This window comes from Rhizobium freirei PRF 81 (assembly GCF_000359745.1).
Taxonomy (GTDB): Bacteria; Pseudomonadota; Alphaproteobacteria; order Rhizobiales; family Rhizobiaceae; genus Rhizobium; species Rhizobium freirei.
The window spans coordinates 1-13,740 of the sequence record NZ_AQHN01000005.1; the positions used below are offsets into that span (position 1 = coordinate 1).

16 protein-coding genes are annotated in these 13,740 nt (G+C 61.4%); 8 read left to right on the forward strand and 8 right to left on the reverse strand.

All coding sequences use genetic code 11. From position 1 onward, the window contains the following. Positions 1-664, reverse strand: a 664-nt coding sequence (locus RHSP_RS01170; RefSeq protein WP_037148866.1) for a hypothetical protein, incomplete at its 3' end; no start/stop codon positions are given. Between the two features lie 210 nt (positions 665-874). On the opposite strand from RHSP_RS01170, the gene ftsE reads away from it, so the two are divergent. The 4 genes from ftsE to RHSP_RS01190 all read left to right on the forward strand — a co-directional run bounded on the left by ftsE (position 875) and on the right by RHSP_RS01190 (position 4,316). Continuing rightward, the gene (gene ftsE / locus RHSP_RS01175) at positions 875-1,534 is read left to right on the forward strand and encodes a cell division ATP-binding protein FtsE (RefSeq protein ID WP_004107686.1); all 660 of its coding nucleotides are present in this window, start codon (positions 875-877) and stop codon (positions 1,532-1,534) included. Beyond that, positions 1,527-2,573 (forward strand): cell division protein FtsX, encoded by a 1,047-nt coding sequence (locus RHSP_RS01180; RefSeq protein ID WP_338059870.1) that lies wholly within the window; start codon positions 1,527-1,529, stop codon positions 2,571-2,573. The genes ftsE and RHSP_RS01180 overlap by 8 nt, the downstream gene beginning before the upstream one ends. A 75-nt stretch (positions 2,574-2,648) precedes the next feature. Beyond that, entirely contained in the window at positions 2,649-3,362 is a 714-nt protein-coding gene (locus RHSP_RS01185; protein ID WP_037148868.1) for a YdcF family protein, read from the forward strand. Positions 3,363-3,512: 150 nt separating this feature from the next. Continuing rightward, positions 3,513-4,316: a lysophospholipid acyltransferase family protein gene (locus RHSP_RS01190; protein ID WP_004107690.1), complete on the forward strand. Its 804-nt coding sequence runs from the start codon at positions 3,513-3,515 to the stop codon at positions 4,314-4,316. A gap of 28 nt (positions 4,317-4,344) precedes the next feature. On the opposite strand, the gene RHSP_RS01195 is transcribed toward RHSP_RS01190, so the two are convergent. Then, on the reverse strand, positions 4,345-4,917 hold the full coding sequence (locus tag RHSP_RS01195; protein ID WP_004107692.1) for a gamma-glutamylcyclotransferase: 573 nt from the start codon (positions 4,915-4,917) through the stop codon (positions 4,345-4,347). Between the two features lie 11 nt (positions 4,918-4,928). Here RHSP_RS01195 and RHSP_RS01200 point away from each other — a divergent pair, with 11 nt between their 5' ends. Further along, entirely contained in the window at positions 4,929-5,942 is a 1,014-nt protein-coding gene (locus RHSP_RS01200; RefSeq protein WP_004107694.1) for a DUF2125 domain-containing protein, read from the forward strand. 4 nt (positions 5,943-5,946) lie between these two features. On the opposite strand, the gene RHSP_RS01205 is transcribed toward RHSP_RS01200, so the two are convergent. The 4 genes from RHSP_RS01205 to RHSP_RS01220 all read right to left on the reverse strand — a co-directional run bounded on the left by RHSP_RS01205 (position 5,947) and on the right by RHSP_RS01220 (position 9,319). Further along, positions 5,947-6,375, reverse strand: a complete 429-nt coding sequence (locus tag RHSP_RS01205; protein ID WP_004107696.1) for a GNAT family N-acetyltransferase — start codon at positions 6,373-6,375, stop codon at positions 5,947-5,949. Between the two features lie 26 nt (positions 6,376-6,401). Beyond that, on the reverse strand, positions 6,402-7,331 hold the full coding sequence (locus RHSP_RS01210; protein WP_004107698.1) for a prephenate/arogenate dehydrogenase family protein: 930 nt from the start codon (positions 7,329-7,331) through the stop codon (positions 6,402-6,404). Continuing rightward, a complete protein-coding gene (hisC, locus tag RHSP_RS01215) occupies positions 7,328-8,437 on the reverse strand; it encodes a histidinol-phosphate transaminase (protein WP_037148873.1) in 1,110 nt (369 codons plus the stop codon). Before hisC ends, RHSP_RS01210 begins: the two co-directional genes overlap by 4 nt. Positions 8,438-8,539: 102 nt before the next feature. After that, on the reverse strand, positions 8,540-9,319 hold the full coding sequence (locus RHSP_RS01220) for a class I SAM-dependent methyltransferase (protein ID WP_037149040.1): 780 nt from the start codon (positions 9,317-9,319) through the stop codon (positions 8,540-8,542). A gap of 53 nt (positions 9,320-9,372) precedes the next feature. Between RHSP_RS01220 and gloB the strand changes: the two genes are divergently transcribed. The 3 genes from gloB to RHSP_RS01235 all read left to right on the forward strand — a co-directional run bounded on the left by gloB (position 9,373) and on the right by RHSP_RS01235 (position 11,851). Then, positions 9,373-10,143 (forward strand): hydroxyacylglutathione hydrolase, encoded by a 771-nt coding sequence (gene gloB / locus RHSP_RS01225; RefSeq protein WP_004107709.1) that lies wholly within the window; start codon positions 9,373-9,375, stop codon positions 10,141-10,143. After that, entirely contained in the window at positions 10,143-10,568 is a 426-nt protein-coding gene (locus tag RHSP_RS01230) for a cupin domain-containing protein (protein ID WP_004107710.1), read from the forward strand. The genes gloB and RHSP_RS01230 overlap by 1 nt, the downstream gene beginning before the upstream one ends. A gap of 134 nt (positions 10,569-10,702) precedes the next feature. Next, on the forward strand, positions 10,703-11,851 hold the full coding sequence (locus RHSP_RS01235; protein WP_037148874.1) for an esterase: 1,149 nt from the start codon (positions 10,703-10,705) through the stop codon (positions 11,849-11,851). Between the two features lie 21 nt (positions 11,852-11,872). On the opposite strand, the gene yddG is transcribed toward RHSP_RS01235, so the two are convergent. Next, positions 11,873-12,772, reverse strand: coding sequence for an aromatic amino acid exporter YddG (gene yddG, locus RHSP_RS01240; protein WP_037148875.1), 900 nt, complete (start codon positions 12,770-12,772; stop codon positions 11,873-11,875). 42 nt (positions 12,773-12,814) lie between these two features. Next, positions 12,815-13,591: a DUF3108 domain-containing protein gene (locus RHSP_RS01245; protein WP_037148876.1), complete on the reverse strand. Its 777-nt coding sequence runs from the start codon at positions 13,589-13,591 to the stop codon at positions 12,815-12,817. Positions 13,592-13,740: the final 149 nt, after the last annotated feature.

Below are 13,740 nucleotides of genomic sequence, written 5' to 3' on the forward strand. Positions count from 1 at the left end.
AAGGCATGAAGGAGAGCCGAACATCCGGCGTTTTCCCACCGGGATGCTGCAATCGCGTCGAAAATCCGCGGCTTTCATGCGGTCCGAGGCGATCGATCGGCGTGTCCACAACGATGCTTCTGACCAGCTGATCGCCAGCGAAAAGATTGGCGCGCACCTGCGGGACAGACAGCGTAGCACCGCTGACATTCTCGATGATGCCACTTAGCCGCAATACGCGCAGGCCATTCTCGTCCCGTGGCGTCAGCGTCACATGCGAGAATTGCAGCGGCTCGGCCGCCGTCGCGACCGGTGCGCCCGAAAGGCCGGAAAAGCCGCCCGAAAGACCGAAGATCAATATCGCCAGGGAAGCGATGAGCGCCACGAAGCTGCGCCGCGATGCCTGCTGCAAAACCTGCTCGACGCCGCGCAGGACGGAGAGGATACGCGAGAAGGCATTCTTAGGCATCGCCGGCTGCGGGCGTGACGGAGCACGGCCGCCATAGCGCATGTTGACGCCGGACGCCGCCCTTGCGCGCGCGCCGGAGACGGTCACGAATTCGGCATCGACGACATCGGGCTTCGGCACGAACCGATGCGGCTGGCTGACCCCCGTTCCGCGTTCGGGCGGAATGAGGTCATAAACCAGCCCCGCCTGCTGTTGACGGTGGCGAAAAGCGCCCATGATGGCCTCCCGTTGCGGTGATCCACATGGTTTCGACGCCCATTGCCAATCTGGGCATTGAAACGAATCCTGCCCAGTCGTAAATTTTATTGGTTAATGCTTCGCAAAGATCGCCATGAATCGGGCGCCTTTCCAGAAAAATTTACCGGCTGTTAATGCCATTGTTTAACAAGTCGCCTGATTGAACACCGCGGAAGACTGGACTGCCCGTTGATTCACTTTGAGAACGTCGGTTTGCGCTACGGCATGGGTCCGGAAATCCTCCGCGACCTGAGCTTCGACATTCCGCGAAAATCGTTCCAGTTTCTGACCGGCCCCTCCGGTGCCGGCAAAACGACGCTGCTGCGACTGCTCTTCATGTCGCTGCAGCCGACCCGCGGGTTGATCCGTATGTTCGATCGGGAGATCTCCTCGATCCCGCGCAACGAACTGCCGCTGCTGCGCCGCCGTGTCGGCATCGTCTTTCAGGATTTCCGGCTGCTCGAGCATCTCACGACCTATGAGAACGTCGCCCTGCCCTTGCGCGTGCGCGGCAAGGAGGAAAGCTCCTACCGCACCGACGTATTGGAGCTGCTGAAATGGGTCGGCCTCGGCGAACGTATCAATGTGCTGCCACCGGTGCTCTCGGGCGGAGAAAAGCAGCGCGCCGCCATCGCCCGCGCCCTCATCGATCGCCCGGAGATTCTGCTCGCCGACGAACCCACGGGCAATGTCGATCCGCCGATGGCGCGCCGCCTGCTCAATCTGTTCCTGGAACTCAACCGCCTCGGCACGGCCGTCGTCATCGCCACGCACGACCTCGCTTTGATGGACCAGATCGAGGCCAGGCGCATGATTCTATCGGGGGGGCATCTCGATATCTATGACTGAGCCCGGCCCCCGCAGGAACGCCCCGAACCCCAAGGCGCCGCAAGCGCGGCAGGCACCCGCAGCAGCAGCGGCGGAGCGCAAGCGCCCGGAGATGCGCGTGCGACCGACAGGGCCGATCGTGCCTTCCTCCAATATTCAGGGCAATGCGCTCATCGTCGTCATCGCCATCATGGCCTTTCTCGCCTGCCTGACGCTCGGCGCGGTGAGCATGGTGCGCTCGACGGCGGCCAGCTGGGAAAGCCAGATTTCCCGCGAGATCACCATCCAGATCAAGCCGGACGACAATCTCGATATGGACAAGGCGCTCGCGAGCGCCCGCGATATCGCGCTTGGCTTCGTCGGCACCAAGTCCGGCCAGATCGTCGACGAGGCCGCAACCGCGCGCCTTCTCGAGCCTTGGCTCGGCGCCGGTCTCGACATCAAGGAACTGCCCGTCCCGCGCCTCGTCATCATCACCATCGACGAGACGCATCCGCCGGATTTCGAGGCCATGCGCAGCCTGCTCAAGGCACAGATCCCGCAGGCGACGCTCGATGACCACCGCACCTGGGTCGACCGGCTGGTTTCCATGGCGCATACGACCGTTCTCATCGGCACCGGCATCCTGCTGCTGGTTTTCACCGCCATGGTCCTGACCGTCGTCTTCGCCACACGCGGCGCCCTGTCGGGCAATCGCCATATCGTCGAAGTGCTGCATTTCGTCGGAGCCGAGAGCACCTTCGTCGCCAATGAATTCCAGAAGCATTTTCTGAAGATCAGCCTGAAGGGATCGGCAGCCGGCAGCGCGCTGGCCGCCCTGTTCTTCGCCAGCGCCGGCTTCCTGCAGAGCCGCACGATCGCCACGCCGCAGACCGACCAGGCGACCGCCCTCTTCGGTACTTTTTCCGTCGGCGCACTTGGCTATCTCGGTATCCTTGCGACCATGATCGTCATCGCCCTGCTGACGACGCTCACGGCGCGCTTTACCGTGATGCGGACGATTTACGAGATCGATTTGATCCGTTCCGACCCCGGCAGGTCCGAAGGTGCGCAGAATTGATGCCCCGGTGATAATTTTTTGCCGATTGGCAGCCCGTTCCTTGCCGCAATTGTCGTATAATGACGAATCATGAGCATGGATCTGACGACTCGCAAGACCGTGAGTTCGCAGCCGTTGCGGGAGCAATCCCACAGCGACAGACCCGTGCGACGTAGTTTGTTCCGTCGTCTCTTGCGCTGGGGCGGCTTCGCCTTCATTTTTCTCGTCGCCATCATCTTCGGCGGCTTCCTGCATTTTGCCGATTCGATCACCACGCTGAAGCCGCCGCTCGAGCCGAAGGCGGATGCTATCGTCGTGCTGACGGGCGGCTATCAGCGCATCGACCAGGCCGTTGAATTGCTGCGTTCCGGCGCCGGCAACCGTCTGCTGATATCGGGCGTGCACCCGACCACCACGCCATCGCAAATCCGCAGACTGACGCAGAGCTCCGTCAATCTGTTCAGCTGCTGCGTCGACATCGGTTATGACGCGCTCGATACCATCGGCAATGCCCGCGAAGCGGCAAAATGGATCCACGCCAAGGGCTATAAGAGCGTCCTCGTAGTCACCAACAACTACCATATGCCCCGCAGCCTGGCGGAACTGAAATATGTCGACCCGTCGACCGATTTCATCCCCTACCCGGTCGTCAATTCCGACCTGAAGGCCAAGAACTGGTTCACGGATCCGAATGCGTTGCGCACGATGATCTCCGAATATGCCAAGGTACTTCTCGCCGGCGCCCGCAACATCACCGGCCTTGGACGTCCGACCGGCTTGAGGTCACGCCAACCGACTGATGACGACTAAAGCATGTCGCGCAAAACTGTGCAGCGGTTTTGCATTAACGACGCGCCTGAAGACGCGAAAACCACGCACGCACCGACTTTTTATTGACGCTGTAATCGTGTAGGCAAACCCTTGGATGCCGGCGCAAGCCGGCGCGTTGGGAAAGCCTCGATGATTATCTTGCGTTCGGTCCTGTTCAATACGCTCTTCTATGCCAATCTGATCATTCGCATGATCGTGTTGACGCCGATCTATTTTCTGATGCCGCGCAAGGCCGCCTACGCGATCCCCAAGGCTTGGGCGAAATCCAGCACCTGGCTGATGGAAAAGATCGTCGGCACCACCTTCGAGGTCGAAGGCCTGGAGAATCTCCCCAAGGGCAGCTTCATCTTCGCGCCCAAACATCAATCCTTCTGGGATACGTTCGCGCTGCTGCCCTATCTCGACGATCCGGTCTACATCCTGAAGCGCGAGCTGATGTGGATACCATTGTTCGGCTGGTATGCCGGGAAGCAGCGCATGATCCCCGTGGACCGTAGCGCGCGCGGCAAAGTCATGTTCGATGTCCTGAAGCGCACGCGCGAAGAGCTGGCCACAGGCCGGCAGCTGATCATTTACCCCGAAGGTACGCGTCGCCCGCCGGGCGCCGAGCCCGTCTATAAATACGGCATTGCGCGCATGTACCGCGACCTCGGCATTCCCGTCGTCGCCGTTGCCATGCATCCTGGCCTTTTCTGGCCGCGCCGCACCTTCCGCAAATATCCCGGCCACATCAAGGTGCGCATCTTGCCGCCGATCGAGCCGGGCCTGGACCCCGATGTCTTCTTTGCGCGCCTGATCGAGGAAACGGAAAAGGCGAGCGACCAGTTACTGGTCGAGACGATCGCCGAAAACCCGCATCTGCCGATTCCGCCGACAGCCGCCCAGCGTCTGGCCGAAATCAGCAAGACGAAGCCTGTGACCGCCGCGGTCTGAATCCGCGAGGACCTGGCACGAGATCGGCTCAGGATGCCTTTCGCATTCGCTCCACTTCACCGGCGACCTGCTCGAGCCAGTGATCGCGAATGCCCATGTCGCGCAAGTGCACCAGCGTATTGAAAACATAGGCATCGTTGGGGCCGGAGCGGCCGCTGGCAGCTTCCACCACATGGGCGGCCTCGACCGCATCCAGAGAGCCGGCATACTGCCTGTGAGCGCGGTCGACGACATAGGCGACGGCGTTGACACGCCGCCCATCTGCAAGCCGGATCTGCAATGTCTTTTCCAGATAGACGTTGGTGACCAGTTCGCGCTCGCGCAGATAGATCAGAACCTCGTCCCAAGCGGAGGCCGGCACGCGAAACGCCATGCCACGGCAGGAGCCGCCATGATCGAGGCCGAGCACCAGGCCGGGACTTTCCTCTGTGCCGCGATGAACCCAGGAACGGACGCAGAGCGAGCGACGATAACCAAAAATAAGCGCCTCGGCCCGCTCGTCATAAGCAAAGCCCGGATTCCACATGAGGGATCCGTAGCCAAATACCCAAAATTCGTCCATATCCAACGCCAAATCACTGTGAAGCTTCGGTTCAACCATTGGAGAACAACATGGCAGCGTCAAGCCAGCGCGTAGCAACCGGTCGAGGCAAACGCCTTTGGCTCGTTCTGCTCGGTCTGTTGGTGATCCTCGCCGCGCTCTATACCGGGGGCTGGTATTACGCGACCGGCTTTGTCAGGGCCAATATTTTGAAGGCGCTGGGGCAACAGAACAGTGCCGGCATTGCCGGCAAATGCGAGAACATGGCCTTCAACGGCTTCCCCTTCTCCATCGGACTGACCTGCGACACCGTGACGGTCGACAACCAGACCCAGGGCGTCTCGGCCAATTTCGACACGCTGAGCGCATCGGCGCCGGTCTTCCAGCCAAACCACGTCAGCTGGAGCCTCAAGTCGCCGGCGGAATTGCGCTCCACACAGGGCCTGACCGTATCGGCCGAATGGACAGACCTTCAATCGAACCTCGTCGCCAAGGGCCGTGGCGTTGCACGGACCCAGACCGTTATCGAAGGGCTGAAGGCCGGCATCGTCTCCTCCTTCACCGGGCAGAGTGCCAATGTGACGGCCGCCCACACCGAGATGCACGCCAGCCAGAACGGCAACGACCTGGATTTTGCTATCGGCGTCGAGAATGCCAATGCCGTGATCAAGGATTTCCCACAGACGCTGCCGACCGCCTCGACGAGCGCGAGCGTGACGCTGACGGGCAAGGCCGGGCTGCTCGATGGCAGCGACCGCGAGGGGCTGCGTGGCGCGGCGGGCGTGCTGCATCAAGCCGTCATCGACATCGGCGACGGCCGCATCATGACGCTTTCCGGTCCCTTCAATTTCGACGGGGACGGATTTTTGTCCGGCCGGTTCAAGCTGGAGATCAACCAGATCGGCCCTTGGGGCGACAGCCTGACCGCCACGCTTCCCGCCGCCAAAAATCTGATCAAGACGGCCATCAAGATGCTGAAGGCGCTTGCCAGCGGCGCCGACAAAGTCTCCGTCGACCTGACGGCGGATCGCGGCCGCCTCTCGCTCAGCGGCTTCATCCCGCTCGGCAAGATCCCGCCGATCTGAAGCCCTACCCTCCGCGGACGCCGGAGATGTCCTTCAGGAAGAATATCTCCGGGCTCGGCTGAACAATGCGAAAATCGATGCTGCCGGCGGCCTGGAAGCCGTTGCGGCGATGCCAGGCCTGGGGATCAGCTTCCGCCCATTCGCTTGACGTCATCAGATGCTGCGCGCCCTCTTCGATCATGGCGTCTTCCCAAGCACGAAACAGGGCTGTCCCGACACCGGCGCGCTGATGCGACGACAGCACGCGGATCATGTCCATGTAGGGTATCTTGCCCCAGAAGCGGCTGAACCGCAGGAAGCCGAGGAGTTCACCATCCTGCGCGGCGACGAAATATTCGTCGAACTGGATGCAGCGCCCGATCCAGTCTTCGCTCGCATCGTCATGATCGACGAGCCAGGCCAAGTCTTCAGAGCGCCCGCGTCTGACGATCATGAGCGCTCCCCATGGCGTAAAACTATTTATTCCTTCGCATCCAGAGCATGACGGCCGAAATCCGGCGCGTCGACGTCCTGGCCGGCCTCGACGATCGAGCGGCGAATGGCACGGGTACGGGTGAAGAGTTCGAAAATCTTGTCGCCTTCGCCCCAGCGGATCGCGCGCTGCAGCGAGGCGAGATCCTCGGAAAAGCGGGCGAGCATTTCGAGGATCGCATCGCGATTGTGCAGGCAGACGTCGCGCCACATGGTCGGATCGGATGCGGCAAGGCGGGTAAAATCGCGAAAGCCGGAGGCCGAATATTTGATGACTTCCGACTCCGTCACCGTCTCCAGATCGTCGGCGGTGCCGACGATGTTATAGGCGATGAGATGCGGCAGATGCGAGACGATCGCCAGCACCTTGTCGTGGTGTTCGGGGTCCATTTCGTCGACGCGGGAGCCCAGGGTTTCCCAGAAATCGCGTAGCGTCTTGATCGCGGCTTCGTCGGTGCCGGGAACCGGCGTGAAGATGCACCAGCGCCCCTTGAACAGCCCCGGGAAACCGGCATCAGGACCGGATTTTTCCGTACCTGCCAGCGGATGGCCGGGGATAAAGTGCACGTTTGCGGGCATATGCGGCTGCATCTGCGCAATGACCGATGCCTTGGTCGAACCGACGTCGGTGACGATGGCGCCCGGTTTCAGATGGGCTGCGATTTCCTTGGCGACGCTCTCCGAGGCTCCCACAGGCACCGAGACGATGACGAGATCGGCATCCTTGGCCGCTTCGGCCGAAGACGGCGTATAGCGGTCGCCAAGCTTCAGCTCCTCGGCGCGCTTCAGCGTTTCGGCGCTGCGCGTCGAGATCACCACTTCCTTGGCGAGAGCCAGCCGCTTGATGTCGTAAGCGATGGACGAGCCGATCAGGCCAATGCCGATCAGCGCAATGCGATCGAACTGGGTCGTGCTCATGCCTTGCGTCCCATAAACTCCGTCAGCGTATCGATGACGCCGAGATTGGCCTCTTCGGTGCCGATGCTCATGCGCAGCGAATTCGGGAATCCATAGCCGCGAACGGCCCGCACGATGTAGCCGCGGCTGGTGAGGAAATCGTCAGCCTCGACGGCGCGCTTGCCATCGATGTCAGGGAAATGGATGAGAACGAAGTTCGCAACCGACGGCGTTATCTTGAGGCCGATGGCCTCCAACGCAGCCGTGACCTTCTCGATCCAGTGCAAATTGAAGGCAACAGTCTCAGCCGTGAAGGCCTGATCGCGAACGGCAGCAGCCCCCGCGGCGATGGCGGCGCTGTTCATGTTGAATGGGCCGCGCACGCGATTGACGGCATCGATAATATCGACCGGCGCATACATCCAGCCGACGCGGAGCGCCGCCAGGCCATAGACCTTCGAGAAGGTGCGGGTCATCACCACATTCTGGTTGGCCGAGACGAGCTCGAGGCCGGCCTCGTAGTCGTTGCGGCGAACATATTCGGCATAGGCCGCATCGAGCACGAGGATGACATGCTTCGGCAGACCCGCTTGCAGGCGGCGGATTTCGCTGACCGGGACATAGGTGCCGGTCGGATTGCCTGGATTGGCGATGAAGACCATCTTGGTCTTGTCGGTGACGGCGGCGAGGATGGCATCGACGTCGACCGTGCAATCCTTTTCCTTGACCGTCACCGGCGTCGCGCCGGCAGCCATGATCTGGATCTTGTAGACCAGGAATCCATGCTCGGTGATGATGCCCTCGTCGCCGACACCGAGATAGGTGTGGCAGAGCAGGCCCAGCAGCTCGTCGGAGCCGTTGCCGCAGAGGATGTTGGCGATGTTCAGCCCATGCACGTCGGCAATCGCCTGACGCAGCTCCTTGGCCTGCCCGTCGGGATAGCGCTCCAGCTGGCCGGCAGCGGCGCGGAAGGCTTCGATGGCCTTGGGGCTCGCGCCAAGCGGCGTCTCATTGGAGGAGAGCTTGAAGACGCGCTCAACGCCCGGCGCATGCTCCTTGCCCGGCACATAGGCGGCGATGTCGAGAATACCGGAACGCGGGACGGGCTTGCTCATTTCCATGCTCATGGGATCGACCTTGCGAAGGACCGGGAAATTCCGGTTAGAAACACCCCGTCGCATTAAAGCGGAAACACGGTTTTGTCGAGTGTCAGCACCTCGTCGATCGCATCAAGTGCTGTCACGCGTCGTCGGAATGCCGCGCGGCGCCAGCACCGGCACGAAGACGCGACGCGACGCGCGCACGGCGACCGGCAGGCCCTGATAGAGCCGCTTCTGCGCCTCGACGATGATGACACCGGAAAAAGCAGGCCACAGGGTACGGCCGATCCTTTCGAAGGCGCGGCGCAGCCGCAGCACGGTGCGCAACTTGGAGGGCGGGAAAAACAGCGCTTCGGCCGTCGCACCCGGCGTGAAATTAGTCTCGCGCAGCAGCGAGGTCAGCTGGCCGCGCGAATAGGGACGGCCGGAACCAAAGGGCGTGTGCTCCATACGCGCCCAGACGCCCCGGCGGTTCGGCACGGCGATGACAAGCCGCCCGCCAGGCGCCAGCACACGCCAGAGCTCCTTCAGCGTCTCGCGCGGGCTTTCGGCGAATTCCAGCGAATGCACCATCAGCACACGGTCGATCGAACTGTCAGGCAGCGGCAGCTCTTCATCGAAGATCAGCGCCGTCGACGATGCCGAGCCCATCGGCCAGTTCACTGCGCCTTGCCCCGCCGGCATGAAGGCGAAAGTGCGCTCGGTATCGGCACGGAAGCGATCGAGATAGGGAACGGCATAGCCGAGGCCGACAAGCCGCTCTTCCGGCATGCGCGCCCAGATGGAGGAAAGCGCCATGGCAATCGACTGCTCCGCCAAGCGACCGAGCTCGGAATGATAAAACTGGCGGAGATCGACAATATCGGCGTGCATCGAAACAAATGTTATCAGCCGAGCGTTGGACTTCAAGGCCGAACGGCTTACATTCTCTACCAACGTAAAAGACGAGGACGATTTCAATCATGAAACCCTTGGAATTAGAGATATTTATCTGCCGTTCCGACAATTTCGGCGTCTTGGTCCACGATCCGGAGACCGGATTGACGGCATCGATCGACGCTCCGGAGGCGGATGCGATCATGAAGGCGGCCAAGCGTCGCGGCTGGACGATCAGTCATATCCTGACGACCCATCACCACACCGATCACGTCGAGGGTAACCTCGCGCTGAAAGAGCAATTCGGCTGCCAGATCATCGGCCCGCTCAACGAAGCCGTCGCCATTCCCGGCCTCGATCGCGCCGTCGGCGATGGCGACAGCTTCGAGTTCGCCGGCCATACGGTCAACGTCATCGAAACCCCCGGCCACACCGCCGGTCATGTCTGCTATCACTTCGCCGACGACAAGCTGCTCTTTGCCGCCGACACGCTGTTTGCGCTAGGCTGCGGCCGCCTGTTCGAGCGCACACCGGCGGATATGTGGGCCTCGCTGCAGAAGCTGGCCGTCCTGCCGGACGAAACGGCCGTTTATTTCGGCCACGAATACACGCTTTCCAACGCCCGTTTCGCGCTGACGATCGATCCCGATAATGAACGGCTAAGGGCGCGCGCTGCCGATATCGAGGCATTGAGGGCGCAAGGCAAGTTCACTATTCCGACGACGCTGGCGCTGGAGAAGGAGACAAACCCGTTCCTGCGCGCCGCAGATCCCGCGATCCGCCGCCACCTTTTGATGGAAAGCCGTGGCAATGACGAGGTCTTCGCCGAAATCCGCAAGCGCAAGGACAATTTCTGATGCAGGCAAAAGAGATCATCGAAACGCTTTCCATGCAGCGGCATCCGGAAGGCGGCTGGTACGTGCAGACCTTCCGCGACGAGAACGGCGGCACTCGCGGCCACTCCACGGCGATCTACTATCTGCTCGAAGCGGGCGAGCGCTCGCATTGGCACCGGGTGCACGATGCCGCCGAGGTCTGGCACCACTATGCCGGCGCGCCGCTCGCTTTGCACCGCTCGGCGGACGGCGGGACGAGCGAGACGCTGGTGCTCGGCTCCGATCTGGTAAAGGGTGAGCGCCCGCAGGCCATCATTCCGGCCAACTGGTGGCAATCCGCCGAAAGCCTCGGCGAATTCACGCTCGTCGGCTGCACGGTCTCGCCGGGCTTCGAATTCTCAAGCTTCGAGATGGCTCCGCCGGATTGGAAACCAGCCTCAAGCTGAACCCTTTTTTACCTTTCGTTGACATCACGCAGCATGCTGCGCACGGCGCGGAGCGACAACCTTGAAAAAGTTCGGCACTGTTTCAGCTTTACACGGAGAGAGAGAAGAGTGGTTCATCCGGAGGAGGTTTTTTCGTGCGATTGTTGTTTTCTTTGCTCGTCGCGACAGGCTGCGTCATGAGCGGTCCGGTCCTTGCCCTTGATGCGCCGCCGGCCGAGAAGCCTCTGAAAAACTTCGTCACCTCGGTCGAAAAAGACGGCTCGATTACCTTTCGGCTCTATGCGCCGTCGGCAAAGGCTGTCTCCGTCGGCCTCGGCTCGCGCGATCCGATCGCCATGCAACGTGGTGATGATGGCACCTGGAACGCGAAGACCGAAGCATTGAAGCCCGACCTTTACGAATATTATTTCAACATCGACGGCTTCCGCAGCATCGACACGGGAACCAACGCGCCCAAGCCGCAGCGGCAGGTCAACACCAGCCTTATCCTCGTGCCCGGCAGCATTCTCGATATCCGCAACGTGCCGCATGGCGATCTGCGGCTGGTGACCCTGCATTCCAACGCACTCGAATCGGAGCGGCAGATGTATGTCTACACGCCGCCCGGCTATACCGATGCCTCCGAGCCGCTGCCCGTGCTCTACCTCTATCACGGCTTCGGCGACACGGTCGGCTCCTGGGTCGCGCAGGGACGCGCACCGCAGATGCTCGACAATCTCCTCGCGGAGAAAAAGATCGAGCCGATGATCGTCGTCATCCCGGATACCGAAACCGACGTGCCGATCGCGATTGCCGAAAACTTCCCGGCCGCCGATCGTCGCGCGAATTTCTATCCGGCCAATGCCGAGGCAGCCGATCGCGAGTTGATCGATGACCTCATCCCATACATGAAGACACACTATCGGGTGCGAAACGAGGCTGACAGCCGTGCCGTTGCCGGGCTCTCGCAGGGCGGATATCAGGCCCTCGTCTCCGGCCTCACGCATCTGGACACCTTCGGCTGGGTCGCGACCTTCAGCGGCGTCAGCACCACGACCGTTCCGAACAAGACTGTGGACGCCGTGCTGAACGAGCCGGAAAAGATCAACAAGGCCCTGCGCAATTTCACGGTAACGGTCGGCAGCAAGGACCAGGTCGTCGGCAAGGACGTTGCCGGCCTGAAGGCGGCGCTCGACGAGAAGAAGATCAATCACGAATACCACGAATATCCGGACCTCCAGCACGAGATGGACGTCTGGCGGCCGTCGCTCGCGGCTTTCCTCGAAAAAGTCTTCAGGAAATAGCTGGCAATGATTGCGGCGGAGCTATTCCGCCGCTTCCGCCTGCGCCCGTTCGGTATTGTCTCGGCGCAGGATCATGCGATGCGCGGCGAGCACGGCGCCGCCGGTCACGAGCAGGCAGGCGAGCGCAATGCCCCAACTCGGCTCGGCAAAGCCGAAGAGCGTCAGGATCAGCGTCGACAGCAACGGCGCCGCATAGCTTGCGGCGCCGAGAATCTGGATATCGCCGTTCTTGACGCCGTAGTCCCAGGCATAGAAGGCCGCTCCGACGGGGAAGAGGCCGAGGCCGAGCACGGCGATCCACTGTGCCACCCCCTCCGGCCAGATGGTCTCCTCCAGGCCGAGATGGCAGAAGAAGGAGAGGATGGATGTCACGAGGCAGAATATGGTGACGACGTCGGTGGATACGGCCTCGAAACGGCGCGTGATCAGCGAATAGCCGGACCAGGTGAAGGCGCAAAGAAAAGCCGCGCCGTAGCCGACCGCATAGGCGCCTTCGAAATGAAAGCCGTTGCGGCCGACGATCAGAACTGTGCCCGCAAGCCCCATCAGCGCGCCGACGATGTGATACCAGCGCAGCCGCTCGCCCGGCAGCAAGGCCGAGCCGACGACGATCAAAAGCGGCCAGAGATAGGCGATCAGCCCCGCTTCCACCGCCGGCGCATGGCGCAGCGCCGTGAAATAGAGGAAATGGTAGCCGAACAGGCCGGCAATGCCCGTTATCCAGACCTTGGCGGGCTGACGCAGAAGCCGCAGGCGCTCCGGCCTGAGCAGCAGCACGACGATGCCGGGAATGCTGCCGATGGCAAAACAGATGGCAAGCAGCTGAAACGGCTGCATCTTGCCGGACGCCACCGTCAGAAGCGCCAGGAAAGACCACATCAAAATGGCCGAAAAGCCCGTCAATGTCGCGCGAAACTTCAACTCTGCCCCCAGCTCTCGTTGCTGCAGGCATCCTCCTGCCTGCTAGCTGCCGTATTTCACGGCTGTAATCGTCACGGTCCCGTATTGTGTCGGTATGCGCACATAGACCGGAGCATATACATTCATGGTATCGGCCTTGGCAAACCAGATCTCCATCTTGTCGCTCTTGGCGAGATAGAGATAATCCTTGCGCGTGCTCTTATAGCCGCTCTTCGGCGTGAAGCGCACGCCGCAGGCAACCGTCTTGCCCGTGAAGCCCTCGGTCGAGAACGGATGAGCCCCCTTTGGCGACAGCTTCAGATCCAGGCGCATCTCGCCGTCGAAGACGGCCAGCGTCTGATTGCAGAGATTGAGGCTGGGCGTGATTGGAAAGATCATACCGGAAATCGGATCGAGCACGGACTTCAGATCCGCGTCGGCAAGAGGGATCCAGTTGTCCGGCCGCTTCGGTTCGGGCGTGATCGTATTCGACGTCACATTGCCGTTGGCATAGGCCACATCGTAGGTGCGCTCCTTCTTGCCGCTCTTGTAGAACAGCGTGTAATGCGTTGCCTGCAGCTTGTTGTCGTTGACCACACCGGTCACATCGGTCCTGGCATCGATGGAGGTGACGAGGTCCGCAAGACCGGCGGAGGTAATGTTGCCGCTGATCGTAAACTGCTTGCCGGTGACCTCGGTCTTGAAATCCGCCCTGGCGATCGGCAGGCCGGCCAGCGAAACGCGATAACGCGTTTCATGCCGCAGCACGTCGGCGAATGCCGTCGACGGCATCGACGCAACGACAGCTGAAATGAGAAGCCATTTGCGAATTTGAACCATGATTTCGGGCCTTCAACGAGGGTCAGGCGAGATATATAGACACTATGTTCGTCTGCTGCGAGCATCAGAGAACAGCAGCTTTTTGACGGAATTGCGGGAAAACACAAGGTTTGGCTTGACGCGGCCGGCCGCTCTGACTATAGAACCGC

Coding starts and splice junctions, on each gene's coding strand:
- RHSP_RS01180 (WP_338059870.1), top strand. CDS start 1,527: ATGACTGAGCCCGGCCCCCGCAGGAACGCCCCGAACCCCAAGGCGCCG.
- RHSP_RS01185 (WP_037148868.1), top strand. CDS start 2,649: ATGGATCTGACGACTCGCAAGACCGTGAGTTCGCAGCCGTTGCGGGAG.
- RHSP_RS01190 (WP_004107690.1), top strand. CDS start 3,513: ATGATTATCTTGCGTTCGGTCCTGTTCAATACGCTCTTCTATGCCAAT.
- RHSP_RS01195 (WP_004107692.1), bottom strand. CDS start 4,917: ATGGTTGAACCGAAGCTTCACAGTGATTTGGCGTTGGATATGGACGAA.
- RHSP_RS01200 (WP_004107694.1), top strand. CDS start 4,929: ATGGCAGCGTCAAGCCAGCGCGTAGCAACCGGTCGAGGCAAACGCCTT.
- RHSP_RS01205 (WP_004107696.1), bottom strand. CDS start 6,375: ATGATCGTCAGACGCGGGCGCTCTGAAGACTTGGCCTGGCTCGTCGAT.
- RHSP_RS01210 (WP_004107698.1), bottom strand. CDS start 7,331: ATGAGCACGACCCAGTTCGATCGCATTGCGCTGATCGGCATTGGCCTG.
- hisC (WP_037148873.1), bottom strand. CDS start 8,437: ATGAGCATGGAAATGAGCAAGCCCGTCCCGCGTTCCGGTATTCTCGAC.
- gloB (WP_004107709.1), top strand. CDS start 9,373: ATGAAACCCTTGGAATTAGAGATATTTATCTGCCGTTCCGACAATTTC.
- RHSP_RS01230 (WP_004107710.1), top strand. CDS start 10,143: ATGCAGGCAAAAGAGATCATCGAAACGCTTTCCATGCAGCGGCATCCG.
- RHSP_RS01245 (WP_037148876.1), bottom strand. CDS start 13,591: ATGGTTCAAATTCGCAAATGGCTTCTCATTTCAGCTGTCGTTGCGTCG.